The sequence below is a fragment of the Pseudomonas sp. LAM2023 genome, assembly GCF_016620375.1.
GTDB lineage: Bacteria > Pseudomonadota > Gammaproteobacteria > Pseudomonadales > Pseudomonadaceae > Aquipseudomonas > Aquipseudomonas anuradhapurensis.
Map to the genome: position 1 here is coordinate 103,952 of NZ_JAENHV010000026.1, position 24,341 is coordinate 128,292.

At 64.5% G+C, this 24,341-nt stretch carries 20 protein-coding genes; 9 read left to right on the plus strand and 11 right to left on the minus strand.

The window, feature by feature from the left end; all coding sequences use genetic code 11:
- Nucleotides 1-31: 31 nt before the first annotated feature.
- A complete protein-coding gene (locus JKP78_RS15450; RefSeq protein ID WP_004376110.1) occupies nucleotides 32-376 on the plus strand; it encodes a YggL family protein in 345 nt (114 codons plus the stop codon).
- 197 nt (nucleotides 377-573) lie between these two features.
- On the plus strand, nucleotides 574-2,031 hold the full coding sequence (gene dacB / locus JKP78_RS15455) for a D-alanyl-D-alanine carboxypeptidase/D-alanyl-D-alanine endopeptidase (protein WP_186690659.1): 1,458 nt from the start codon (nucleotides 574-576) through the stop codon (nucleotides 2,029-2,031).
- A 181-nt stretch (nucleotides 2,032-2,212) separates the two neighbouring features.
- Here dacB and JKP78_RS15460 read toward each other — a convergent pair whose 3' ends face one another.
- On the minus strand, nucleotides 2,213-4,603 hold the full coding sequence (locus tag JKP78_RS15460) for a sensor domain-containing diguanylate cyclase (protein ID WP_200626931.1): 2,391 nt from the start codon (nucleotides 4,601-4,603) through the stop codon (nucleotides 2,213-2,215).
- Nucleotides 4,604-4,697: 94 nt separating this feature from the next.
- Nucleotides 4,698-6,890: a bifunctional 23S rRNA (guanine(2069)-N(7))-methyltransferase RlmK/23S rRNA (guanine(2445)-N(2))-methyltransferase RlmL gene (gene rlmKL / locus JKP78_RS15465; RefSeq protein ID WP_186690731.1), complete on the minus strand. Its 2,193-nt coding sequence runs from the start codon at nucleotides 6,888-6,890 to the stop codon at nucleotides 4,698-4,700.
- A gap of 560 nt (nucleotides 6,891-7,450) precedes the next feature.
- Between rlmKL and rmf the strand changes: the two genes are divergently transcribed.
- Entirely contained in the window at nucleotides 7,451-7,666 is a 216-nt protein-coding gene (gene rmf, locus JKP78_RS15470; RefSeq protein ID WP_003248687.1) for a ribosome modulation factor, read from the plus strand.
- 147 nt (nucleotides 7,667-7,813) lie between these two features.
- Here rmf and JKP78_RS15475 read toward each other — a convergent pair whose 3' ends face one another.
- A complete protein-coding gene (locus JKP78_RS15475; protein WP_186690733.1) occupies nucleotides 7,814-8,836 on the minus strand; it encodes a quinone-dependent dihydroorotate dehydrogenase in 1,023 nt (340 codons plus the stop codon).
- A gap of 157 nt (nucleotides 8,837-8,993) precedes the next feature.
- Here JKP78_RS15475 and JKP78_RS15480 point away from each other — a divergent pair, with 157 nt between their 5' ends.
- The 5 genes from JKP78_RS15480 to cobA all read left to right on the plus strand — a co-directional run bounded on the left by JKP78_RS15480 (nucleotide 8,994) and on the right by cobA (nucleotide 14,761).
- Nucleotides 8,994-10,208 carry a CmpA/NrtA family ABC transporter substrate-binding protein gene (locus tag JKP78_RS15480; protein WP_186690735.1) on the plus strand — a complete coding sequence of 405 codons (1,215 nt, stop codon included), beginning with the start codon at nucleotides 8,994-8,996 and terminating at the stop codon, nucleotides 10,206-10,208.
- 11 nt (nucleotides 10,209-10,219) lie between these two features.
- Nucleotides 10,220-10,795, plus strand: a complete 576-nt coding sequence (locus JKP78_RS15485) for an ANTAR domain-containing response regulator (RefSeq protein ID WP_170029052.1) — start codon at nucleotides 10,220-10,222, stop codon at nucleotides 10,793-10,795.
- A 306-nt stretch (nucleotides 10,796-11,101) separates the two neighbouring features.
- Entirely contained in the window at nucleotides 11,102-12,313 is a 1,212-nt protein-coding gene (locus JKP78_RS15490; RefSeq protein WP_170029051.1) for a nitrate/nitrite transporter, read from the plus strand.
- A 9-nt stretch (nucleotides 12,314-12,322) separates the two neighbouring features.
- Nucleotides 12,323-13,993 carry a bifunctional protein-serine/threonine kinase/phosphatase gene (locus JKP78_RS15495; protein ID WP_200626932.1) on the plus strand — a complete coding sequence of 557 codons (1,671 nt, stop codon included), beginning with the start codon at nucleotides 12,323-12,325 and terminating at the stop codon, nucleotides 13,991-13,993.
- Between the two features lie 27 nt (nucleotides 13,994-14,020).
- Nucleotides 14,021-14,761: a uroporphyrinogen-III C-methyltransferase gene (gene cobA, locus JKP78_RS15500; RefSeq protein WP_170034098.1), complete on the plus strand. Its 741-nt coding sequence runs from the start codon at nucleotides 14,021-14,023 to the stop codon at nucleotides 14,759-14,761.
- 238 nt (nucleotides 14,762-14,999) lie between these two features.
- On the opposite strand, the gene JKP78_RS15505 is transcribed toward cobA, so the two are convergent.
- The 8 genes from JKP78_RS15505 to ppsA form a co-directional block, all read right to left on the minus strand.
- The gene (locus JKP78_RS15505; RefSeq protein WP_170029049.1) at nucleotides 15,000-16,034 is read right to left on the minus strand and encodes an OmpA family protein; all 1,035 of its coding nucleotides are present in this window, start codon (nucleotides 16,032-16,034) and stop codon (nucleotides 15,000-15,002) included.
- A 111-nt stretch (nucleotides 16,035-16,145) separates the two neighbouring features.
- Nucleotides 16,146-16,712 (minus strand): RNA polymerase sigma factor SigX, encoded by a 567-nt coding sequence (gene sigX, locus JKP78_RS15510; protein WP_033696348.1) that lies wholly within the window; start codon nucleotides 16,710-16,712, stop codon nucleotides 16,146-16,148.
- Between the two features lie 113 nt (nucleotides 16,713-16,825).
- Nucleotides 16,826-17,650: a mechanosensitive ion channel family protein gene (locus JKP78_RS15515; RefSeq protein ID WP_170029048.1), complete on the minus strand. Its 825-nt coding sequence runs from the start codon at nucleotides 17,648-17,650 to the stop codon at nucleotides 16,826-16,828.
- Between the two features lie 2 nt (nucleotides 17,651-17,652).
- A complete protein-coding gene (locus tag JKP78_RS15520) occupies nucleotides 17,653-17,925 on the minus strand; it encodes a hypothetical protein (protein ID WP_004376140.1) in 273 nt (90 codons plus the stop codon).
- Nucleotides 17,926-18,130: 205 nt separating this feature from the next.
- Nucleotides 18,131-19,126 (minus strand): zinc transporter ZntB, encoded by a 996-nt coding sequence (locus JKP78_RS15525; protein ID WP_186687470.1) that lies wholly within the window; start codon nucleotides 19,124-19,126, stop codon nucleotides 18,131-18,133.
- Nucleotides 19,127-19,153: 27 nt separating this feature from the next.
- On the minus strand, nucleotides 19,154-19,645 hold the full coding sequence (rraA, locus tag JKP78_RS15530; RefSeq protein ID WP_186687468.1) for a ribonuclease E activity regulator RraA: 492 nt from the start codon (nucleotides 19,643-19,645) through the stop codon (nucleotides 19,154-19,156).
- A gap of 94 nt (nucleotides 19,646-19,739) precedes the next feature.
- Entirely contained in the window at nucleotides 19,740-20,732 is a 993-nt protein-coding gene (locus tag JKP78_RS15535) for an alpha/beta fold hydrolase (protein ID WP_225931938.1), read from the minus strand.
- A 101-nt stretch (nucleotides 20,733-20,833) separates the two neighbouring features.
- A complete protein-coding gene (gene ppsA / locus JKP78_RS15540) occupies nucleotides 20,834-23,209 on the minus strand; it encodes a phosphoenolpyruvate synthase (RefSeq protein WP_186687462.1) in 2,376 nt (791 codons plus the stop codon).
- A gap of 177 nt (nucleotides 23,210-23,386) precedes the next feature.
- Between ppsA and ppsR the strand changes: the two genes are divergently transcribed.
- Nucleotides 23,387-24,205: a posphoenolpyruvate synthetase regulatory kinase/phosphorylase PpsR gene (gene ppsR / locus JKP78_RS15545; RefSeq protein WP_170029043.1), complete on the plus strand. Its 819-nt coding sequence runs from the start codon at nucleotides 23,387-23,389 to the stop codon at nucleotides 24,203-24,205.
- Nucleotides 24,206-24,341: the final 136 nt, after the last annotated feature.

Here is a 24,341-nt window from a genome sequence, read left to right on the forward strand (position 1 = left end):
GCGCGGCGTTATTACCTAAGAGGATTGTTTCATGGCCACAAACCGCTCCCGTCGTCTGCGCAAGAAGCTGTGTGTCGACGAGTTTCAGGAATTGGGCTTCGAGCTGAACCTGGAATTCAAGGAAGATCTGGATGACCAGGCAATCGATGCTTTCCTCGACGCGTTCCTGGCAGAAGCCATGGACGCCAACGGCCTGGACTATGTAGGCGGTGACGATTTCGGCCTGGTGTGCTCGGTCAAACGCGGCTCGGTCAGCGAAGAACAGCGTGCAGCCGTTGAAGCCTGGCTCAAGGGCCGCAGCGAACTGACCAAGATCGAAGTCAGCCCGCTGCTGGACGCCTGGTACCCGGAAAAGCCGATCAACAAGGCCGAGTAATACCGGCCCGATCGCTGAAAAGGCCACCTTCATGGTGGCCTTTTTCATGGCCAGTGGTTTTCCATGGGTGGTGCTTTTCTGTCGAACGTGGCGCATCGTCGCTGCGCTTGGGGCATAATGCGCATTCTTTCATCCTGGGGCCATCATCCTTTACAGCCCCAATGCCCTTTCCCCTCGCCGTAGGGTATTTACGCACTATGATCAAAAAGCTTCGTCCCCTCATGCTTGCCGGCCTGCTGCTGCCATTCGCCCTGCCCAGCCAGGCCGCCGCCGTCAATACCACCCTGCCCCCCAAAGTGCAGCAGGCCCTCAAGGCCAGCAAGCTGCAGGACTCGGCGCTGTCGCTGGTGATGCTGCCGCTGGACGGCCCTGGTACACCGACCGTGTTCAACGCAGATGTGTCGGTAAACCCGGCCTCGACCATGAAACTGGTCACCACCTACGCCGCCCTCGAACTGCTTGGCCCGACCTTCCAGTGGAAGACCGAGTTCTACACCGATGGCACGCTCAGCAACGGGGTGCTCAACGGCAACCTGTACCTCAAAGGCGGCGGCGACCCGAAACTGAACATGGAAAAGCTGTGGCTGCTGATGCGTGACCTGCGTGCCAATGGCGTGCGCACCATCACCGGCGACCTGGTGCTGGACCGCAGCCACTTCGTGCAGCCCAACCTGCCGCAATTCAACGATGATGGCGGCGATGAAAACAAGCCGTTCCTGGTCAAGCCGGACTCGCTGATGATCAACCTCAAGGCCCTGCGCTTCGTGGCCCGCAATGATGGCGGCAAGGTCACCATTGCGGTCGAGCCGCCGATTGCCAGTATCCGCATCGACAACCAGGTCAAGGCGGTAGCCTCCCGGCAGTGCGCGGGTGATGTGCGCTACAACCCGGTGCCGCAGGCCGATGGCATCAGCGTGACGGTCAGCGGCCAGCTGGGTGAAGGCTGCAACTCGCAGACCTACCTGTCGCTGCTTGACCACCCGACCTACGCCGCCGGTGCCGTGCGCGCGATCTGGAACGAGCTGGGTGGCAGCATCCAGGGGGGCGACCGCTTCGAGAACGTGCCAAAAGGTGCGCGTCTGCTGGCCCGGGCCTTCTCGCCAGACCTGGTGGAAGTGATCCGCGACATCAACAAATACAGCAACAACACCATGGCCCAGCAACTGTTCCTGAGCCTTGGCGCGCAGTTCCGCACCGATGCCGATGGCGACGATGCCCGCGCCGCCCAGCGCGTGGTGCGTCAATGGCTGGCGAAGAAGGGCATTACCGCACCGCACCTGGTCATGGAAAACGGCTCCGGCCTCTCGCGCGCCGAGCGGGTCAGCACGCGGGAAATGGCGGCAATGCTGCAGGCCGCCTGGAAAAGCCCGTACGCCGCCGAGTTCATCAGCTCGATGCCGCTGGTGGGCATGGACGGCACCATGCGCAAGCGCCTGAAACGTACGGCGATGTCGGGTGAAGGGCACATCAAGACCGGCACCCTGAACACCGTGCGGGCGATCGCCGGCTTCAGCCGCGACAGCAATGGCCATACCTGGGCGGTGGCGGCAATCCTCAACGACCCGAAACCATGGGGCGCATCGCAGGTGCTCGACCAGGTGCTGCTGGACCTGTACCGCCAGCCGAAGCTGGCCGGCAGCACTGCGGCCAACTGACCGCAGCGGCCCGGCAACAAAGGGCCGGCTGACCCGGTCGGTGTAGGAGCGGCCTCGTGTCGCGATGGGCTGCGCAGCAGCCCCCAGCCATTTGGTATTGCGAAGCTGGAATCCTGGGGCTGCGTTGCAGCCCATCGCGACACGAGGCCGCTCCTACATCGATCGCGCCCGCCATGGCCGATCAGGCCGACTCCCCCTCCACCCGGTCGCGCCCGGCCTGCTTGGCCGCGTACACCCCGGCATCGGCGCGCAGCAGCAAGGCATCGGCACCTTCTCCCCGCCGCCAACCCGCTACCCCAAAGCTGGCAGTCACCCTGCCCACACCCTCCACCGGCACATTGCGCACCCCCTGCCACAGCTCCAGCGCCAGTTGCCGCGCCTGCTCGGCATCGCTGCCTGGGCAGAGCACCATGAATTCCTCGCCACCCAGCCGGCAGAACACATCGGTACGCCGCAGACGCTGGGCAATGCGCAGGCACAAACTGCGCAGCACACGGTCACCGACGGCGTGGCCGAAGCGGTCATTGATGCGTTTGAAATGATCGATGTCGAGCATGATCACCGCCAGCGCCTGGCCATCGCGCTGGGCCCGTTCCAGCTCGGACTTCAAGCGCTCCTGGAAATAGCGGCGGTTGTGAATGCCGGTCAGCGAATCGGTCACCGACAGCGTCCGTAACTCCTCTTCCACGCTCTTGAGGTCGGAGATATCGGTCAGGTAGCCATGCCACAGGGTGCAGCCCTGCTCGCCCACCTCCGGCGTCGCCTCGCCACGCACCCAGCGCAACCCGGCACGCGGCAGGCAGACCCGGTACTCCTCGCGCCAGGGCGACAGGTGCTCGGCCGAGTAACGCACCGAACGGCGTACCCGCTCGAGGTCATCAGGGTGGATACGCTCGAACACGGCCGTCGCATCCTCGCGCAACTGCTGCAGGTCGACTTCGTAGATGTCGTACAGGCCCATGCTGGCATAGGGGAAACACGAATGGCCATCGCCATCCAGGCGGTACTGGTAGATGCCGCCCGGCACTTCGGCAGTGAGCTTTTCCAGGAGCCGATCACGCGCCGCCAGCGCCTCATGTACCCGACGCCGTTCGGTGACATCGATGCAGATCGCCAGGTAGCCCGTCCACAAGCCTTGTTCATCGAGCATGGCGGTGACCAGCATGTTGGCCACCAGCTGGCTGCCATCGGCGCGCAACAGGGTCCACTCCCCCGGCTCGGCACCATGCGCCTGCACCGTCTCGGCGAACATGGCCTGGCCGCCGGCGATCGGTCGGCCGTAACGCAGGCTCAAGGCGTGGGCGCGCTGGCTCAATTCCTCGGCCAGTACCAGGTCTTCCAGGTGCAGTTGGCCAATCGCCTCGCTGGCCGGGTAACCGAGCATGCGCTCGGCACCCGCGTTGAAGGTGCTGATGACGCCCTTGAGGTTGGTGGCGATGATCGCCACCTGGGTCGCGGCATCCAGCACGCTGCGCAGCTGATTATGGGTGCCGCGCAGGGCTTGCTCGCTGACCCGCAGCTCGGCGCTGCGCTGCTCGACCAGGGCCAGGGCACGCTGGCGCTGGCTGAACAGGCTGTGGAACAGCACGCTGAGCAGCAGGCTCAACAAGCCACCCAGCAAGCTCACCGCCAGCACTGCGGAGGAACGGTTGGCCTGCATGAACGCCAGGCTCGGCCTGATGCCCAGCTGATAGTGGTGGTCGGCCAGGTGCAGCAGTTGGTTGCTGGCCAGCGCCAGGGGGGCTACCGGGTTCTGCGAATCGAACAGCACTTCGGGGCCACGCGAGCCGGCGGGATCGACGATACGCACGACCAGGTTGTCGTCTGCCACCGCCGGTTGCCCGTCACTGACCAGCTCAAGCATGCTCAGCAAGGCCACCACGTAGCCGATTGCTGCGCCACTGGGCGCGGAATCGGCAAACACCGGCGCCACCATCAGCAGGCCGCGTGCGTCCGAGCGCCCATCGAACAGGGCCAGTGATCCGGAAACCGCCATGCTGCCTGGCCCGAGCGCCCGCGCCAGTGCCGCCCGGAACGTGGCCTGGCCGGCGAGGTCGAGCCCATAGGGCAACCCAGGCAATTCGCCCGACTGGGTATAGAACACCGGGAAGTAATGGTCACGCAGCGGGGCGGGGTGCCACTGGCCATGTTCGTCCTGGTCCCGCACTACATAACCCGGGCCAAGGTACACGCTGGCCTGGCGCTCGAACTCGGCGCGTTGTGCAGCTTCCACACGCGGCGCCCAGGCATAGGCCAGGGTCCGCTGCAACAATGGCCGGGCGTAGGCGTTGAATGCCTGCGGGGTGACAGCCTCGGCCAAGCTGAAAAACCGCCGCAGCCCGTCCAGGCGCTGCTGCTGTTGGTCAAGGCGCTCGGCGATACGGCTGAAGCGCTCGCTGGCCAGCAGCTCAAAGCGCTGGCGCAGCTGCTGCTTGTAGAAAGTTTGCGCGGCAAGCGCCAGCACGGCGGTCAGCAGGCCGCCCACCAGCAGGGCGACCAGCGCGACAGCCCAGGCGGGCACCCCCTCTGTGCTCAGGCCAAGCAACCGCGCACGCACGCCACCCTTCGACATACACCCGTCTCGTCAAGCCAGCGTCCTGCGGATTATCTTGCCCTGCTGTCATTTATAGCTATTGGCCATCAGCCGCGCAATGTACCTCGTCGCCTCACCGCAGCTGCAAACGCCAGGCGCGATGAATGCGGTTGTTGCGGGCGAAATCCGGGTCCAGCGTCTGGGCGGTGATTTCCTCCACGGCGTAGCGCGTCATCAGGTGCTCGTCGAGCTGGAACTTGCGGAAGTTGTTGGAGAAGTACAACACACCGCCCGGAGCCAGGCGGGCCATGGCCAGGTCCAGCAGTTGCACGTGGTCCCGCTGCACGTCGAACACACCCTCCATGCGCTTGGAGTTGGAGAAGGTCGGCGGGTCGATGAAAATCAGGTCGTAGCTGTCGCGGTTGCCTTCCAGCCAGGCCATCACATCACCCTGCTCCAGGCGGTTGCGTTCGGAGAAACCGTTGAGCGCCAGGTTGCGCCGCGCCCAGTCCAGGTAGGTTTTCGACAGGTCGACGCTGGTGGTACTGCGCGCCCCGCCCTTGGCGGCGTGCACGGTGGCCGTGGCGGTGTAGCAGAACAGGTTGAGGAAGCGCTTGCCGGCGGCCTCGCGCTGGATGCGCATGCGCATCGGGCGGTGGTCGAGGAACAGCCCGGTATCGAGGTAATCGGTGAGGTTGACCAGCAGCTTGACGCCGCCTTCGCGCACTTCCTGGAAGCGCCCTTCGGTGGCCTGACGCTCGTACTGGCGCGTACCGCTCTGCCGTTCACGGCGCTTGAGCACCACCCGCTGCGGGGCAATGCCCAGCGCCTGGGGGATGGCTGCCAGCGCGTCGAGCAGGCGTGCCTGGGCCTTGTCCGGGTCGACCGAACGTGGCGCGGCGTACTCCTGCACGTGCACCCAGTCCTGGTACAGGTCGACTGCCAGGGCATATTCGGGCATGTCGGCATCGTACAGGCGGTAGCAATCGACCTGCTCGCGACGCGCCCACTTGCCCAGTTGCCGAAGGTTTTTCTGCAGGCGGTTGGCGAACATCTGCGCCCCTTCCGACAGGCGCGCCGGCTCGCTGGCCACCGGCGCCTGCGCATCGAGGTCTGCGCCTTGCGCGGGCAGCTCGCGGCGCTCGCCGGTCACGAACTGGTCAGGCTGCACCTTGAACAGCAACAGCTTGCACGGCAAGGCGCCGTTCCAGAACGCGTACTGCTTGTGGCTGCGAATGCCCATGCGCTTGCCCAGCTGCGGCGCGCCGGTGAATACCGCGGCCTCCCAGCCCATGCAGGCCTGGCGCAGGCGCTCGCCGAGGTTCTGGTAGAGATACAGCAGGCTGGCTTCGTCACCCAGGCGCTCGCCGTAGGGCGGGTTGCTGATGACCAGGCCTTTCTGGTTCTGGTCCGGGCGCGGCTCGAAGGTGCTGACCTCGCCCTGGTAGATCTTCACCCAGTCGCCCAGGCCGGCACGCTCGACGTTATTGCGGCCGGGCTGGATCAAGCGTGGGTCGGCCTCGTAGCCACGGATCCACAGCGGCGGCCTGGCCAGGCCGGCTTCGGCCCGTGCCTGCGCTTCTTCATGCACCTTGCGCCACAGCGCCGGCACGTGGCCGAGCCAGGCACTGAAGCCCCAACGTTCACGCTTGAGGTTGGGCGCGATGTCGGCGGCGATCATCGCGGCTTCGACCAGGAAGGTACCGACACCGCACATCGGGTCGGCCAGCGCGCCCCCTTCGGCGGCAATGCGTGGCCAGCCGGCACGGATCAGCACCGCCGCCGCCAGGTTTTCCTTCAGCGGCGCGGCGCCTTGCTGCAAGCGGTAGCCACGCTGGTGCAGGCTGTGCCCGGAAAGGTCGAGGGAGAGGATGGCTTCACCACGGTCCAGGCGCAGGTGCACGCGTACGTCAGGGTCGATCTTTTCCACCGACGGGCGCAGGCCTTCGCGGTTGCGCAGCTTGTCGACGATCGCATCCTTGACCTTCAGCGCACCGAAGTGGGTGTTGTCGATGCCCGAGCCGTGGCCGCTGAATTCCACCGCCAGGGTGCCATCGGCAGCCAGGTGGTCGGCCCAGTCGACCGCGTGCACGCCGTCGTAGAGATCGTCGGCGTTCTTCATGGAGAAGCGCTTGAGCACCAGCAGCACCCGGTTGGCCAGGCGTGACCACAGGCACAGGCGGTAGGCGGTTTCCATGTCGGCGGCGCCGCGAATGGCCGAGGTGTGCTCACGCACCTCATCCAGGCCGAGGCTGCGCGCCTCTTCGGCAAGCAGGCCTTCCAGGCCTTTGGGGCAAGTGAGATAAAGTTCGAAACGGTCCGACATGAGTAATCCAGCGCCTTGGGCTATTTGACTGACGGGGCAACGCATCGCCCCGCGATGTTTGCCGCACCCCTTTCCAGCAGGTGTGCGGGTGGCCTTCCCCGGCACGCGAGCGTGCGGTGAACGGCCGGGCCGCCTGACCAATCTGCGCCTGGCCCAGCGGCAAGGACAGCTTAGATCATCAGGCAGTACGTAAAATTCTGGTGACGGCGGGGCCAATGTGACCCTTCGTCGCATTTCAAATTATTTCCGTCATCCGCCAGCAACGCTGGCGAAATGGCGTCAAGGTTCGGCAAACCCTGATCATAGCGGGCTCAACGCTAAACAAGGTTGAGTCGCATTTATTTACTTATCCCGTCACCCTTGGAAAGGTTACGTCCTTATGACAAATCGATCATTCACACCGTGACCCGCATTCGATAGAACTGGTCTCAGGCCGCTTCGCAACGAGGCGGCACTTTCAGCTCGCCACGCCGGCAGCGAGCGCACACCGGCAGAAAGACTCTGCCCGGCCTCGGAGAGGCCGACGGGACATTACAGTCAACAAGTGAGGGCAACACCCTATGAGAAGACTTAAGCGTGATCCGTTGGAAAGAGCATATTCACGTGGCTACCAATACGGGGTCACCGGCAAATCCCGCGAACTTTGCCCCTTCAATCTTCCTTCTGTTCGCCAAGCCTGGATCAACGGCTGGCGTGAAGGTCGCGGTGATAACTGGGACGGAATGACTGGCACCGCTGGCATCCATAGACTCAACGAAAATCACGCCGTTGGCTGAACGAGGACACTGAATTCGATTTACCATGCACGCCCTATCCGGGCGGCGGGCGAAGGCCCAGGGGCCCCTTGATGGGGCCCTTTTTTATGGCTTCGATTCGGTATCCACGCTGGCTTTTGCGGTTCCCCGGCAAATGGGCCCGTCAGGTCAACGCGGCATCGCGGCGATCGCGTCGACCGCCTCGCGAATCAGCGCCGGCCCCTTGTAGATGAAGCCCGAGTAGATCTGCACCAGGCTTGCACCGGCAGCGATCTTTTCCGCAGCATGGCGGCCTTCGGTAATGCCGCCGGCAGCGATGATCGGCAACTTGCCGCCCAGCTCGCCCGCCAGCACCTTGACGATATGGGTGCTCTTCTCCAGTACCGGCGCGCCCGACAGGCCGCCGGCCTCGCCGCCGTATGGCAGCCCTTCGACACCTTCACGGCCCAGCGTGGTGTTGGTGGCGATCACCGCATCCATGCCCGACTCCATCAGCGCGGCGGCCACCAGGGCGGTTTCTTCATCGCTCATGTCCGGGGCAATCTTGATCGCCAGTGGCACACGCTTGCCATGCGCACCAGCCAGTTGCTCGCGGCGCTCGGCCAGGGCGTCGAGCAGTTGCTTGAGCGAATCGCCGAACTGCAGGCTGCGCAGGCCAGGGGTGTTTGGCGAGCTGACATTGACGGTGATGTAGCTGGCGTCGGTGTAGACCTTGTCCAGGCAGATCAGGTAGTCATCCACGGCGCGCTCGACCGGGGTGTCGAAGTTCTTGCCGATGTTGATGCCCAGCACGCCTTTGTAACGTGCTGCGCGCACCCGGCCGAGCAGGTGGTCGACGCCCAGGTTGTTGAAGCCCATGCGGTTGATGATCGCGGTGGCCTCCGGCAGGCGGAACAGGCGCGGCTTGGGGTTGCCCGGCTGCGGGCGTGGGGTGACCGTGCCGATCTCGACAAAGCCGAAGCCCAGCTGGGCGAAACCGTCGATGGCCGCGCCGTTCTTGTCCAGGCCGGCCGCCAGGCCTACCGGGTTGGCGAAGTTCAAGCCCATGACCGTGACCGGCAATGCCGCCGGCTGCTTGCACAGCACGCCGTTGAGGCCAAGCCGGCCACCGGCACCGATCAGGTCCAGGGAAAGGTCGTGGGAGGTTTCCGGAGAAAGCTTGAACAGCAGCTGGCGGGCCAGGGTATACATGGGCGGCGAGGCTCGGGGTGAATGAGGGGGCGATTATAGCCAGCGCGCAGCCGGCATGACAGCAAATCGTGGGGCAACTGCGCCAGTGCTGCCGCCAGATGGCACATCGGTTGCACCAGACAAGCCCACAGCCTTATCAGTACGGGCGAGGAACCTTGTGAACACAGCACCCCGAGCAATGCCCCTGGCCTGGGTCAACGGCAGCGACGCGCCGGAAAAGCCCAGCCTGAACATCGGCTACATGGCCCTGACCGACTGCGCCTCGGTGGTGGTCGCCGCCACCCAGGGCTTTGCCCAGCAGCATGGCCTTACCCTGAACCTCAAGCGCCAGGGTTCCTGGGCTGGGCTGCGTGACAAACTGGTCAGCGGCGAGCTGGATGCCGCACATTGCCTGTACGGCCTGGCCTATGCCGTGCACCTGGGCATCGGCGGCGTACCGGCCAGCGCCATGGCCGTGCTCATGGGGCTGAACCAGAACGCCCAGGCGATCAACCTGTCGCCGGCCCTGCAACGCAAGGGCGTGACCAACCCCGAGGCATTGGCGCGCCTGGTGCACCAGCATGGCGCACGGCTGACCTTCGCCCAGACCTTCCCCACCGGCACCCATGCCATGTGGTTGTATTACTGGCTGGCCAGCCAGGGCATCCACCCGCTGCGCGACGTCGATAGCGTAGTGGTGCCGCCAGCGCAGATGGCTGCGCACATCCAGGCCGGGCGCATCGACGGTTTCTGCGTGGGCGAACCCTGGGCCGCCGATGCGGTGGCCAGGGGCCAGGGCTTCACCCTGGCCACCAGCCAGTCGATCTGGCCGGACCACCCGGAAAAGGTCCTGGCCTGTGCCCGTGCCTTCGCCGAACAGTACCCCAACAGCGCCCGCGCTTTGATCAAGGCGATCCTCGCCGCCAGCCGCTTCATCGAGCAAAGCCCGGAGAACCGCCGCAGCACCGCACAGCTGCTCAGTGGCAGCGCCTACCTGGACACCCCGCTGGAGCGCATCGAACCGCGCCTGCTCGGCCATTACCAGGACGGCCTGGGCAATCACTGGCAAGACCCGCACGCCCTGCGCCTGCACGACCATGGCCAGGCCAACCTGCCCTACCTGTCCGACGGCATGTGGTTCATGACCCAATTCCGCCGCTGGGGCCTGCTGCGCGAAGACCCCGACTACCTCGGCGTGGCCAGCCAGGTGCAGCAACTGGCCCTGTACCGTGAAGCGGCACAGAGCCTGGGCGTGGCCTGCCCCGAGCAGCCCATGCGCAGCAGCCTGCTGATCGACGGTACCCGCTGGGATGGCAGCGATCCCTACGCCTATGCCCGCAGTTTCCGCCTGCATGCCCTGGGCGAGCTGCCCGATGCTCGCGTCGGCGCGTAAGGGGGATGAGCATGTTGCGTATCCTGCTGATCGACGATACCCAGAACAAACTCGGCCGTCTCAAGGCGGCACTGAGCGAGGCCGGTTTCGAGGTGATCGAAGCCCCAGGCCTGACCATCGACCTGCCTGCCTGCGTCGAAACAGTGCGCCCGGACGTGGTGCTGATCGATACCGATTCACCAGACCGTGACGTGATGGAGCAGGTGGTACTGGTCAGCCGGGACCAGCCACGCCCGATTGTGCTGTTTACCGACGAACACGACCCCGCAGTGATGCGCCAGGCGATCCAGGCCGGCGTCAGCGCCTACATCGTCGAAGGCATCCATGCCGCACGGCTGCAGCCGATCCTGGATGTGGCCATGGCCCGCTTCGAAAGTGACCAGGCGCTGAAGGCGCAGTTGCAGGCGCGCGACCAGCAACTGGCCGAGCGCAAGCGTGTCGAGCAGGCCAAGGGCTTGCTGATGAAAATGAAGGACTGCAACGAGGAACAGGCCTACACCCTGATGCGCCGGCAGGCCATGAGCCGCCAGCAGAAGCTGATCCAGGTAGCCGAGCAGATCATCGCCATGCACGAGATGCTCGGTTAGCAACCTGCTTCACGCGGCCCCCCTGTAGGAGCGGCCTTGCGTCGCGATGGGCTGCGCAGCAGCCCCGGCAATCTGTGCTGCAGGCTGAAATTCGGGGCTGCTGCGCAGCCCATCGCGACGCAAGGCCGCTCCTACAAATACCCGGTCGCTTGGCAAAGTTGGCCCATCTCTTGCTGAACGAATTGCACCGGTAACCAACGGCGGTTGCCCACTTGATCCCGACAAAGACGTCGCTCTCCCCTCCACACCCGTGGAGCGGGAAGCGGCGTCTTTTTCGTTCCGCTGCATTGCCAAGTGAGGTGTTCGATGAGTACCAGCTTCTGGAAATCCGGGCATGTGCCCACCCTGTTCGCCGCGTTCCTGTACTTCGACCTCAGCTTCATGGTCTGGTACCTGCTCGGCCCGCTGGCGGTGCAGATTGCCGCCGACCTGCAACTGAGCGCACAACAACGGGGCCTGATGGTGGCCACACCGATCCTGGCCGGGGCGATCCTGCGCTTCGCCATGGGCGTGCTGGTCGACCGCCTGTCGCCGAAAACCGCCGGGTTGATCGGCCAGGTGGTGGTCATCGTCGCGCTTGCGGCAGCCTGGCACCTGGGCGTGCGCAGCTATGAACAGGCGCTGCTGCTGGGCGTGTTCCTCGGCTTTGCCGGCGCCTCGTTCGCCGTGTCGCTGCCGCTGGCCTCGCAGTGGTACCCACCGCAGCATCAGGGCAAGGCCATGGGTATTGCCGGGGCCGGCAACTCCGGCACGGTGTTCGCCGCCCTGTTGGCACCGGCGCTGGCCGCAGGCTTTGGCTGGAACAACGTGTTCGGCTTCGCGCTGATACCGCTGTCGCTGGCACTGCTGGTGTTCGCCCTGCTGGCACGCAATGCTCCGCAGCGGCCCAAGCCGAAAGCCATGGCCGACTACCTCAAGGCCCTGGGCGACCGCGACAGCTGGTGGTTCATGTTCTTCTACAGTGTCACCTTCGGTGGCTTCATTGGGCTGGCCAGCGCCCTGCCCGGCTACTTCAGCGACCAGTACCGCCTGAGCCCGGTCACCGCCGGCTACTACACCGCCGCCTGCGTGTTCGCCGGCAGCCTGATGCGCCCGCTCGGCGGCGCGCTTGCCGACCGCTTCGGCGGCATCCGCACCCTGCTGGGCATGTACAGCGTGGCGGCCATCTGCATCGCTGCGGTCGGCTTCAACCTGCCCAGCGCGGCCGCCGCCCTGGCGCTGTTCGTCAGTGCGATGCTGGGCCTTGGTGCCGGCAATGGCGCAGTGTTCCAGCTGGTGCCGCAACGCTTCCGCCAGGAGATCGGCGTGATGACCGGGCTGATCGGCATGGCCGGCGGCATCGGTGGCTTCCTGCTGGCGGCCGGTCTCGGCACCATCAAGCAGCACACCGGTGACTACCAACTGGGCTTGTGGCTGTTCGCCAGCCTGGGCCTGCTGGCCTGGTTCGGCCTGCATGGCGTCAAACAGCGCTGGCGCACCACCTGGGGCTCGGCAGCCGTTACCGCGGCGCGGGTCTGAGGCACACCAATGAGCCTGCAACTGAGTTTTGCCCAGGCCAGCGCCACCGGGCCGCGCGAGGAAAACCAGGATGCCCTGCGCCTGGTCACCCCGGCGCCAGAGCTGGCCGCCAGCAAGGGCTACCTGTTCGCCCTCGCCGACGGCGTCAGCCAATGCGCCGATGGTGGCCTGGCGGCACGCGCCAGCCTGCAGGCGCTGGCCCTGGACTACTACGCCACCCCCGCGACCTGGAGCGTGGCCCAGGCCCTCGACCGCCTGCTGCTGGCGCAGAATCGCTGGCTGCGTGCCCAAGGCAGCGGCCAGCCGTTGCTGACCACCCTCAGCGCGCTGGTGCTGCGTGGCCGGCGCTTTACCCTTGCCCACGTCGGCGATTGCCGGGTGTACCGCTGGCACGCCGGGCGCCTGCAGTGCCTGAGCGAAGACCACGTGTGGGACCAGCCCGGCATGCAACATGTGCTCAAGCGTGCGCTGGGCCTGGACCAGCACCTGCTGGTGGATTATCTGGAAGGCGAGCTGCAGGCCGGTGAATGCTTCCTGCTGCTCAGCGACGGGGTCTGGGCCAGCCTGGGCGACCAGCACATCCAGGCGGTGTTGCGCGAGCAACCCGACCTGCAACTGGCCGTCGATACCCTGGTTGCCAGCGCGCACCTCAACGGCAGCCAGGACAACGCCAGTGCCTTGCTGGTGCAGGTCGAGCAGCTGGGCACGGCCAACCTCGGCGACACCCTGGCCCAACTGCAGCAATGGCCGCTACCTGGCCCGCTGCGCGAGGGCCAGGCAATCGATGGCTGGCAGGCCGAAAAGCTGCTCGCCCACAGCCGCCAGTCGCTGCTGTACCGGGTACGCGATGGCCACGGCCAGCCCTGGCTGCTCAAGACCCTGCCCGCCGCGCGCGAGCAGGCGCCCGGCGCGGCGCAAGGCCTGCTGCTGGAGGAGTGGTTCCTGCGCCGGGTCGCCGGCCGCCACTTCCCCGAGCTGCACCCGGCCAGCCAACGCCAGCACCTGTACTACGTGATGCGCGAATACCCCGGCCAGAGCCTGGCGGCGCTGCTCGCCGAGCACGGCCCACTGCCCCTGTCGCAGTGGCTGGAGCTGGCCCGGCAACTGCTGCAGGCGGTCGGCGTGCTGCACCGGCGCAACCTGCTGCACCGCGACATCAAGCCGGAGAACCTGCACCTGGGCAGCGACGGCCAGCTACGCCTGTTGGACTTCGGCCTGGCCTACTGCCCGGGGCTGTCCGAAGACGCGCTGCACGAGCTGCCGGGCACGCCCTCGTACATTGCCCCGGAAGCGTTCGATGGCCAACCGCCGAGCCCGCGCCAGGACCTGTATGCCGTAGGCGTTACGCTGTATCACCTGCTGACCGGGCATTACCCGTACGGCGAGGTCGAGGCCTTCCAGCGCCCGCGCTTCGGCCAGCCGGTCAGCGCCGCGCGCTATCGCCCCGACCTGCCGGAATGGCTGCAGCACAACCTGCAGCAGGCAGTGGCGGCCGACCCGGCGCAACGTTTCGAAACCGCCGAACACTGGTTGCTGCTGCTCGAGCGCGGCGACCGCCAGGAACTGCCGGACCGGCCACGCCCACTGCTGGAGCGCGAGCCACTGAAGGTGTGGCGCACCATGGCCCTGCTGTCCTTGCTGTTCAACCTGATCTTGCTGCTCACCCTGCTCAAGGGCTGAATGCTCGACGCCAAAGAGGAAATGCTGATGAATGCGAAAGTCTGGCTGGTCGGTGCCGGCCCTGGTGACCCTGAGTTGCTCACCCTCAAGGCCGTGCGCGCCCTGCGGCAGGCCGCCGTGGTGATGATCGACGACCTGGTCAACCCGGCAGTGCTGGAGCATTGCCCCCAGGCCCGGGTGATTGCCGTGGGCAAGCGCGGTGGCTGCCGCTCCACGCCGCAAGCGTTCATCCAGCGCCTGATGTTGCGCCATGCCCGGCAAGGGCGTTGCGTGGTACGCCTGAAAGGGGGCGACCCGTGCATTTTTGGCCGTGGTGGCGAAGAGGCGCTGTGGCTGCAGGGGCATGGCATCGAGGTGGAAGTGGTCAACGGCATCACCGCCGGCCTGGCCGGCGCCACGCAGTGTGGCATTTCCCTGACCTCACGGGGTGTGAGCCGGGGCGTGACGTTGGTCACGGCGCATACCCAGGACGACAGCGAACTGAACTGGGCGGCCTTGGCCCAGGGCGGAACCACGTTGGTGGTGTACATGGGCGTGGCACGACTGGAGCAGGTGCGCCAGGGGCTGCTGGACGGCGGCATGGCACCGGGAATGCCGGTGGCGATGATCGAGAATGCCTCGTTGCCACAACAGCGGGCATGCTGGAGCGATGTGCGCGGGATGGTAGAGGCTGCGCGGGGGTTTGGCTTGCGTAGCCCGGCGATATTGGTGATTGGCGAGGTGGTTGGGGAACAGGCGGTTCAGCCATTGGTGGCAGCAGCCGGCTGAAACACGGTCCGTTGTAGGAGCGGCCTTGCGTCGCGAAAGGGCTGCAAGGCAGCCCCAGCGACTTGTGCACCTGCGCGGAAATCCTGGGGCTGCTACGCAGCCCTTTCGCGACGCAAGGCCGCTCCTACAACGGACCGTGCGGACCGGCTTGCCGGTGGAAGGGCCGGCACCGGCAACACAAATTCCTGGCAAAGAAAAACCCGGCCGAGGCCGGGTTTTTCGTGAAGCTTCAAACCAATTACTTGGCCTGGGCTTCTACCTGAGCTTCAACGCGACGGTTGATAGCGCGGCCTTCTTCGGTGGCGTTGTCGGCAACCGGACGGGTTTCGCCGTAGCCTACCGAGTCAACACGGCTAGCTTCTACGCCGTACTGCTGGGTCAGGACCTGCTTGACAGCGTTGGCACGACGCTCGGACAGCTTCTGGTTGTAAGCGTCTGGGCCGACGGAGTCAGTGTGACCTTCCACGGTGGTGGTGGTCTGTGGGTACTGCTTCATGAAGTCAGCCAGGTTCTTGATGTCGCCGTAGCTGTTTGGCTTGACGACCGACTTGTCGAAGTCGAACTTGACGTCCAGCTCAACGCGAACGACTTCGGCAACAGCCGGGCAGCCATCAGCGTCAACGGTAACGTTGGCCGGGGTGTCCGGGCACTTGTCAACGTTGTCGCAAACGCCGTCGTTGTCGGAGTCGGAGCAGACTTCAGCAACAGGAGCCGGAGCAGCTTCAGCTTGCTTCGGGCTACCGCCGAAGTTCAGGCCAACGCCAACGCTCGGGGCCCACTCGGTGTCGCCCTGGTCGATGTTGTACTGAGCTTCAACGCCAGCACGGGCGTAGAACATGTCGGTGATGTACCACTTGGCGCCAGCGCCAACGTTGGCGAAGGTGGAGTGGTCACGACCGCCACGGCCGGTCTGGCCCAGCGACTGGTGCGAGAAACCAGCGGAAACGTACGGACGGATAGCGTCGTACGGGTTGTTGAAGTGGTAAACGGCGTCCAGGGCGGTGTTCGAGCCCTTGATGTTCTTGCCGTCTTCGCCACGAGCGTTGTGAACTTCGTCGTAGCCCAGACGCAGCTCAACGTCGTCGGTCAGGAAGTAACCGATCGAACCGCCGAACAGGTTGCCGTCGTTCTTGAAGTCGCGCTGGCTGTCGAAGAACTCTTTCTTGTAGAAGACTTCAGTTTCGACGGCGCCTTGGCCTTGCGCCATAGCGCCAATCGAAGTGGCGGCTACAAGCGAACCAATGGCCAAGCCCAAGGTGTTTTTCAATTTCATCCGTTAAATCCCCATCTGGTGATAGTTAAGCAGTCCCACCACAAACAAGGGGGACAACTCGACGGCAAGTCTAGCAGAACTCGCCGGTTCGTTAGAGATATTTGCACGCCCCTAAGTTTCATCAAGGCCGGCAAATTTCTCCCGAAGCTTGTCTAGCGCGCGCTTGTAGCGCATTTTCGTCGCGCTCAGGCCCATGTGCATGATGTCGGCAATTTCCTGAAATTCCAGCTCTGCGACAAAACGTAGCACCAGAATTTCCCGGTCAATCGGGTTCACATGCACCAGCCACTTGTCCAGCCCGCCTTTTTCTTCCGGCTTCGGCGCCTTTTCTTCGGACGCCTCTTCCACCGGGTCCAGGCTCAAGGCATCCATCAAGCGCCGCTTGCGGCGCTCCTTGCGGTACTGGGTAATGCATTCGTTGTAGGTGATGCTGTAGAGCCAGGTCTTGAACTTGGACTTGCCCTCGAAGTTCTTCAACCCGTAGAGCACTTTCAGCATGACCTCCTGACAGACATCGTCCGCGTCACGGTCGTTCCCCAGATAACGCGCACAGACGTTGAACAGGGTCCGTTGATAGCGCCGCATGAGCTCCTCATAGGCGCGGGTAACGTGGTACAGCTCCTCATGCGAACGCGCCACCAACTCTTCGTCGGTGAGCTCGCGGGGGTCATAGCGCATGGGCGGCGAATGAACTTTATTCAAAACGGATCTGGCCGACAGTCAGGTCAATGTCGCCGCGTGACCCCGTGGGTCGATTTTCGCGGCGGCATACATTAACAGCTTTTGTGCGGTTAGCGGCTATTGACTCGCTGTTCCAGCAACTCGCGGTTGGACAGCGACACCAGTTCGCCATCATCGGTCAGCAGCGTGGTCTTCACCGTACCGATCTCCTCGATCTGCCCTTCGACCTCGCCAATCCGCACCTGCTGGCCTACCTGGTACAGCTCGCGCACGTAGATGCCGGCCAGGATCTGCCCGGCAATTTCGCGGCTGCCAAGGCCCATCGCCAGCGCAACGGCCAGACCAACGGTAATCAGCCCGATCACGATCACATGGTTCAGCAGGTCGGTTTTCACCTCCAGCTGGCTGATGGCCACCGAGATGCTGATGATGATCACCAGGCCCTGGGTGATACGCCCCAGGCCTGCCGAGTATTCCAGGCCAATGCCTTCGGCAGCGCCACGCACCAGGCCGTTGGCGACCTGGGCCAGGAGCACGCCGGCGAGCAGCACCAGGGCCGCGCCGAATACCTTCGGCAGGTACAGGGCGAGCATGTCGAGGGTCGCCGAGACCCGCTCCAGGCCCAGCGACTCCGCCGCCGAGACCAGGAAAATGAGCAGCACGAACCAGTACACCACCTTGCCGATCAGGGTCGAGATCGGCACCTGAATGCCGACCCGGCCGAGCATCTTGGTCAGCCCGGTGCCGGCCATCAGGCGGTCCAGGCCGAACTTGGCCAGCAGTTTGGACAACAACGTGTCGAGCAGCTTGGCCACCACGAAACCGAGCAGCACCACGACCAGCGCGCCAAACAGGTTGGGGATGAAGTTCGCTACCTTGGTCCAAAGGGCGGTCATGGCAGTGACCAGGCTCTGGGTCCAGAGATCGAGTTCCATATTCAATCGGCCTTATCTGCTTTGCTGCCATTGGCAGCGTTGCGGGAAGAATGTCGGCGCACCGGCGCAACATGCGCCGCGCCATTGTTCACGGCGATCAGCAGCGCCTGGCTCCAGCGGCCAAGCAGGCTGAACAGATCACCGGCGCCAACCTGGCGGTTGGCGGTTTTCAGCACGCGACCCAGGCAGGCGGCGTCATCCCGGTCGTCCCGGTCATTGCCGGAGGGTGACGCCTTGAGCAGGTCACGCAGGGATTCTTCAAACGGATCGTGCATGGGCACCTCGCGCAGTGTCAGTCAGAGACGAGATGGCCTGGCGATGGGTCACACATCGCACTGGGACGGATGTTTCAAAATGCATGCGCGCTGGCTTTTTCGCGAGCACGCCCGTTCCCACCGGAGTGCCACTCGCCCTCAAACCTGTGCTGTTCCTGTGGGAGCGGGCATGCCCGCGAAGCGGCCGGTGCAGGTCAATCAACATCTACACCCACCGCAACCGTCGGAACAGCCACCACTGCCCCACCGCCAGGCCCAGCACCACGATGCAGGCAAACAGGAAGCCGTAGGGGTTTTCCGCGCCCGGTATCCCACCGACATTGATGCCCAGCAGCCCGGTGATGAAGCTCATGGGCAGGAAGATGCAGGTGATGATGCCGAAACGGTACATGGTGCGGTTCATCCGCTCGCTGCGCCGGCGGTCCTGGCTTTCCAGTACCAGCGCGGCACGTTCGCGGGCCAGTTCCAGCTCTTCGAGGTAGCGGATCAGGCTGTTGTTCAGTTCGTTCCAGTAATCGGCGTCGGCATTGGCGAACCAGCTCCATTTGCTGCGCGACAGCTGGGCGTAGATTTCCCGCTGCGGGGCGAGGAAACGGCGCAGGCTGGCAGCGCGCCGACGGATATGCTGCAGGCAACCGTTTTCAGGGGTGTACCGCTCGTCGGATTCGACCTTTTCTTCCTCCAGGTCGACCTGTTCGGACAGGTCGCTGACCAGGGCCTGAACCTTTTCCGTCAGCAGCTCACCCATCAGCAGCAAGAGCTCGGAGGCCGATTTCGGCCCCCTGCCCTCTTCGAGCTGCTGCAGAATCTCGTCACTGGCACGCAAGGGCCGCAGGCGCAGCGAGATGACCCGCTGCGCCTCGGCGAAGATGCGCACCGAGACCATGTCCTCAGGCTCGGCACCGGGGTTGAGGTTGACCCCACGCAGGAACAGCAACAGCTGCTCCTGCGCCAGGGGCAGCAGGCGCGGGCGGGTGTTTTCTTCCAGCAGCAGCTCGCAGGCGAACTCGCTCAGCCCGCTGTCGTGCAGCAGCCAGGTGCGGGTTTGCGGATGGCTGCGGTCCCAGTGCAGCCACAGGCTCTGCTCGGGTTGCAGCTGCAGGCTGTCCAGTTCGGTACGGGCAATCGAGCGCGCGCCGCCTTTGCCATCGAGCACCAGGGCATGGACCAGCCCCCACTGCGCGTTGTCTTCCTCGAACATCAAAGCTCCATCAGCGCGGCTGGCGCATTACGCCGGCATTTCCAGCGGGCTTGGCGAGACCAGCACGCCGTTGTTGTCGGCATACACATACTCACCCGGGCGGAAGGTCACCCCGGCGAAGGTCACCGGCACATTGAGGTCGCCGATGCCGCGCTTGTCGGTCTTCATCGGGTGGCTGGCCAGGGCCTGCACGCCAACGTCAGTCTGGATCAGCACATCGACGTCACGCACGCAGCCATAGATCACCAGGCCTTCCCAGCCGTTCTTCGCGGCCTTTTCCGCAAGCATGTCGCCAAGCAAGGCACGGCGTAGCGAGCCACCGCCATCGACCACCAGGACCTTGCCCTTGCCATCGAGCTCGACCTGCTCCTTGACCAGCGAGTTGTCCTCGAAGCACTTGATGGTGACGATCTGGCCACCGAAGGAATCGCGGCCACCGAAATTGCTGAACATCGGTTCCAGTACCTGCACCAGGTCCGGGTAGGCGTCACACAGGTCGGGCGTTACGTAATGCTGCATGGGAAGCTCCTGTCAGTCACAACGAAAGCGGTTATCGGCCAAGGCTACACCCTGGAGGCTGTCGCAGTCATCCAGGACTGAGCAGTCAGCCGAATCAACCAGCAGGTACAGGCTGCACCGCCACCGTGGAGGCATGCACCGGCAGCAACGGGTCACGCAACCAGCGCTCCACTAGCGGCCACACCTGCACCTGTGCGGCCTTGCTCACCAGCATGTCGACATGCCCGAAGGCCTCGAAGCCTTCCTCGCGGCCCAGCCGCAGAAACTGCTTGCGTTCCCCGCCCAACTGCTCGAACAGCTTGCGGCAGGCCCATACCGGGTCTTGGAAGTCGCCTGCGCCGGCCACTGCCAGCAGCGGCACATCCACCTCGGCAAGCCCGGCCCACCAGTCGCTGTGCTTGTCGCCAAAGCGCCCGAACAGGCCATGCCAGCGCATGCTCTCCAGCGCCAGGCCAATCGGCTCGTCCTCCGGCCCACGCTTGAAACGCGGCCCGGAGATCTGCCCCCAGCGCTTGAGCAACAGCTTCGCTCCCCAGGTCAGCGGCGGGACCTTCAACGGCCAGTACACACGGCTGACCTGGGTGCCGAACAAGGCCACGCTGGCCACCTGCCCGGCCTCCAGGAAGCCACCGCCAAGGGCGGCCACCAGGGTCGTGCCGCCCAGCGAATGACCGACCCAATGTGGCGCCTCGCCCGACTGCTCGCGCACGAACGCCGCAATCAACGGCAGGTCATCACGGGCATAGGCAGCGACGTTGTTGTGCTTCCACTCGCGATTGCGCGGCGACAGGCCGTGGCCGCGCATTTCCGGGATCCACACATCGAAACCGGCGCGGGCGAGAAAGGCCCCCAGGCCGACGCCCTTGGGCGAGTACCAGAAGCGACGGTTGGAAAAACTGCCGTGTAGAAGGATGACCGGTGCGCCCTGGGCCTGCCCCTGGTCGGCCAACCCCAGGCGGGTCACCGCCAACTCGACGCTGGGGTCGGGGCCGTTGCCGGCCTTGATCCGATACACGTCTTCGCTGAGGTCGCCGCGGCGTTCGGCACTGAGCAGGGCCACGGGGAATAGAGTGCTGCTGCTTTGCATAATTTTGCTTGGTGCATAAAAAAGGGCGGGATCCATTGCTGGAACTCGCCCTGGAAAAACCAGGCGGGGGTACGCCAGACGTCCCCCCGCGTTCTACTGCGTCAGGCCTCGCCCTGGCCCTCGGCCAGGTAGAACCAGGTTTCGAGTACCGAATCCGGGTTCAGCGACACGCTGTCGATGCCCTGCTCCATCAGCCACTTGGCCAGGTCCGGGTGGTCCGAGGGGCCCTGGCCGCAGATGCCGATGTACTTGCCAGCCTTGTTGCACGCGGCAATGGCGTTGGCCAGCAGCTTTTTCACCGCAGGGTTACGCTCGTCGAACAGGTGGGCGATGATGCCCGAGTCGCGGTCCAGGCCCAGGGTCAGCTGGGTCAGGTCGTTGGAACCGATCGAGAAGCCGTCGAAGTACTCGAGGAATTCTTCGGCCAGGATGGCGTTGGACGGCAGTTCGCACATCATGATCACGCGCAGGCCGTTGTCGCCGCGGGCCAGGCCGTTTTCGGCGAGCAGGTCGACGACCTGGCTGGCTTCGCCCAAGGTGCGCACGAACGGCACCATGATCTCGACGTTGGTCAGGCCCATCTCGTTGCGCACACGCTTCAGCGCACGGCACTCGAGCTCGAAGCAGTCGCGGAACGACTCGCTGATGTAGCGCGAGGCACCGCGGAAGCCCAGCATCGGGTTCTCTTCTTCCGGCTCGTACAGCTTGCCGCCGATCAGGTTGGCGTACTCGTTGGACTTGAAGTCCGACAGGCGCACGATGACCTTTTTCGGGTAGAAGGCTGCCGCCAGGGTGCTGATGCCCTCGACCAGCTTCTCGACATAGAAGCCGACCGGGTCGTTGTAACCGGCGATGCGCTTGTCGACGCTGTCCTTCAGGTCGGCAGGCAGGCCGGCGTAGTTCAGCAGCGCCTTGGGGTGCACGCCGATCATGCGGTTGATGATGAATTCCAGGCGCGCCAGGCCGACACCGGCGTTGGGCAGCTGGGCGAAGTCGAAGGCACGGTCCGGGTTGCCGACGTTCATCATGATCTTGAACGGCAGGTCGGGCATGGCATCGACCGAGTTCTGCTTGACGTCGAAGCCCAGCTCGCCCTCGAAGATGAAGCCGGTGTCGCCTTCGGCGCAGGATACGGTCACGCCCTGGCCGTCTTTCAGCACCTGGGTGGCGTTGCCGCAACCGACCACGGCCGGGATGCCCAGCTCACGTGCGATGATCGCCGCGTGGCAAGTGCGCCCGCCGCGGTTGGTGACGATGGCGCTGGCGCGCTTCATCACCGGCTCCCAGTCCGGGTCGGTCATGTCGGAAACCAGCACGTCGCCCGGCTGGACCTTGTCCATTTCCGAGACGTCGTGGATCACCCGGACCTTGCCGGCGCCGATGCGCTGGCCGATGGCGCGGCCTTCGACCAGGACGGTGCCCTTTTCCTTCAGCAGGTAGCGTTCCATGACATTGGCGCTGGAGCGGCTTTTCACCGTTTCAGGGCGGGCCTGGACGATATACAGCTTGCCGTCGTCACCGTCCTTGGCCCACTCGATGTCCATCGGGCGCTGGTAGTGCTGCTCGATGATCATCGCCTGCTTGGCCAGCTCGCTGACTTCGGCATCGGTCAGGCAGAAGCGCGCGCGCTCGGCGCGGTCCACTTCCACGGTCTTGACCGAACGGCCGGCCTTGGCTTCGTCGCCGTAGACCATCTTGATCGCCTTGCTGCCCAGGTTGCGGCGCAGGATGGCCGGGCGGCCTGCCTGCAAGGTGCTCTTGTGCACATAGAATTCGTCGGGGTTGACCGCACCCTGCACCACGGTCTCACCCAAGCCGTAGGCGCCAGTGATGAACACCACGTCGCGGAAGCCCGACTCGGTGTCGAGGGTGAACATGACGCCAGCGGTGCCGGTTTCCGAGCGGACCATGCGCTGCACGCCGGCCGACAGGGCGACCAGCTTGTGGTCGAAGCCCTGGTGTACGCGGTAGGCGATGGCACGGTCGTTGAACAGCGAGGCAAACACTTCCTTGGCGGCGCGGATCACGTTGTCGACGCCGCGGATGTTGAGGAAGGTTTCCTGCTGGCCGGCGAACGAGGCGTCCGGCAGGTCTTCGGCGGTGGCCGAGGAACGCACGGCCACGGCCATGTTGTCATTGCCGGCGGCCATGGCGGCGAAGGCCGCGCGGATCTCGCTGTCAAGGCGCGGCGGGAAGTCGGCTTCCATGACCCACTGGCGAATCTGCGCGCCGGTCTTGGTCAGGGCATTGATGTCATCCACGTCCAGTGCGTCGAGCGCCGCATGGATACGGTCGTTGAGACCACTCTGTTCGAGAAAATCGCGGTACGCCTGCGCCGTAGTGGCAAAGCCGCCCGGCACCGATACACCAGCACCTGCGAGGTTGCTGATCATCTCGCCCAGGGATGCGTTCTTGCCCCCCACATGCTCCACATCATGGACGCCGAGCTTATCGAGGGAAACTACGTACTCTACCAAGGTGATCTCTCCACTAACTGTGTTGGAAAAGCTCAAGGGCGCCCGCCTGCCTTCATTGACTTGGCCGGACGCTTGTGGCCTGTACATGGAAAATAAGTGAGAATGCCGACAGCCGCATTCGGCAAACCGAACTTATCATATCCAAGAAACGTCATCAGCTTAAGGCCCAGATCGCAAATGAAACGAACCGCGTTCTTCATCTCCGACGGCACCGGCATTACTGCCGAAACCCTGGGCCAGAGTCTGCTCGCTCAATTCGAGAGCATTCCTTTCAATAAATTCACTCGTCCCTACATCGATTCGCCGGACAAGGCACGCAGCATGGTCCAGCAGATCAATGCCGCGGCCGAGCGTGACGGTGTCCGCCCGATCATCTTCGACACCATCGTCAATCAGGACATCCGTGAAATCCTGGCGACCTCGAACGGCTTCATGATCGACATCTTTTCTTCGTTTTTGTCCCCACTCGAACAGGAATTGACGGCCCATTCGTCGTATTCCGTCGGTAAATCGCACTCGATTGGCGGCAATTCCAACTACATGGAGCGCATCGAGGCGGTCAACTTCGCCCTCGACAACGACGATGGCGCGCGCACCCATTACTACGACAAGGCCGACCTGATCCTGGTTGGCGTGTCGCGCTGCGGCAAGACCCCGACCTGCCTGTACATGGCCATGCAGTTCGGCATCCGGGCGGCCAACTACCCGCTGACCGAAGACGACATGGAGCGCCTGCAACTGCCGGCGGTGCTGAAAAAACACCACAACAAGCTGTTCGGCCTGACCATCGACCCCGACCGCCTGACCGCCATCCGCCACGAGCGCAAACCCAACAGCCGCTATTCAAGCTTTGCCCAGTGCGAGTTCGAAGTGCGCGAAGTAGAGAGCCTGTTCCGCCGGGAGAACATTCCACATATCAATTCCACGCATTTCTCGGTGGAAGAGATCTCGGCCAAGATCCTGGTCGAGAAAGGCGTGGAGCGCAGGTTCAAGTAAGCCTGCCCCCCGGCTTGACGCGGCCCCTGTAGGAGCGGCCTTGTGTCGCGAAAGGGCCGCAAAGCGGCCCCGGGATTTCAGCTACAGCACACCTGAAGCCGGGGCTGCGTTGCAGCCCTTTCGCGACACAAGGCCG

Coding starts and splice junctions, on each gene's coding strand:
- JKP78_RS15450 (WP_004376110.1), top strand. CDS start 32: ATGGCCACAAACCGCTCCCGTCGTCTGCGCAAGAAGCTGTGTGTCGAC.
- dacB (WP_186690659.1), top strand. CDS start 574: ATGATCAAAAAGCTTCGTCCCCTCATGCTTGCCGGCCTGCTGCTGCCA.
- JKP78_RS15460 (WP_200626931.1), bottom strand. CDS start 4,603: ATGTCGAAGGGTGGCGTGCGTGCGCGGTTGCTTGGCCTGAGCACAGAG.
- rlmKL (WP_186690731.1), bottom strand. CDS start 6,890: ATGTCGGACCGTTTCGAACTTTATCTCACTTGCCCCAAAGGCCTGGAA.
- rmf (WP_003248687.1), top strand. CDS start 7,451: ATGAGAAGACTTAAGCGTGATCCGTTGGAAAGAGCATATTCACGTGGC.
- JKP78_RS15475 (WP_186690733.1), bottom strand. CDS start 8,836: ATGTATACCCTGGCCCGCCAGCTGCTGTTCAAGCTTTCTCCGGAAACC.
- JKP78_RS15485 (WP_170029052.1), top strand. CDS start 10,220: ATGTTGCGTATCCTGCTGATCGACGATACCCAGAACAAACTCGGCCGT.
- JKP78_RS15490 (WP_170029051.1), top strand. CDS start 11,102: ATGAGTACCAGCTTCTGGAAATCCGGGCATGTGCCCACCCTGTTCGCC.
- JKP78_RS15495 (WP_200626932.1), top strand. CDS start 12,323: ATGAGCCTGCAACTGAGTTTTGCCCAGGCCAGCGCCACCGGGCCGCGC.
- cobA (WP_170034098.1), top strand. CDS start 14,021: ATGAATGCGAAAGTCTGGCTGGTCGGTGCCGGCCCTGGTGACCCTGAG.
- JKP78_RS15505 (WP_170029049.1), bottom strand. CDS start 16,034: ATGAAATTGAAAAACACCTTGGGCTTGGCCATTGGTTCGCTTGTAGCC.
- sigX (WP_033696348.1), bottom strand. CDS start 16,712: ATGCGCTATGACCCCCGCGAGCTCACCGACGAAGAGTTGGTGGCGCGT.
- JKP78_RS15515 (WP_170029048.1), bottom strand. CDS start 17,650: ATGGAACTCGATCTCTGGACCCAGAGCCTGGTCACTGCCATGACCGCC.
- JKP78_RS15520 (WP_004376140.1), bottom strand. CDS start 17,925: ATGCACGATCCGTTTGAAGAATCCCTGCGTGACCTGCTCAAGGCGTCA.
- JKP78_RS15525 (WP_186687470.1), bottom strand. CDS start 19,126: ATGTTCGAGGAAGACAACGCGCAGTGGGGGCTGGTCCATGCCCTGGTG.
- rraA (WP_186687468.1), bottom strand. CDS start 19,645: ATGCAGCATTACGTAACGCCCGACCTGTGTGACGCCTACCCGGACCTG.
- JKP78_RS15535 (WP_225931938.1), bottom strand. CDS start 20,732: ATGCAAAGCAGCAGCACTCTATTCCCCGTGGCCCTGCTCAGTGCCGAA.
- ppsR (WP_170029043.1), top strand. CDS start 23,387: ATGAAACGAACCGCGTTCTTCATCTCCGACGGCACCGGCATTACTGCC.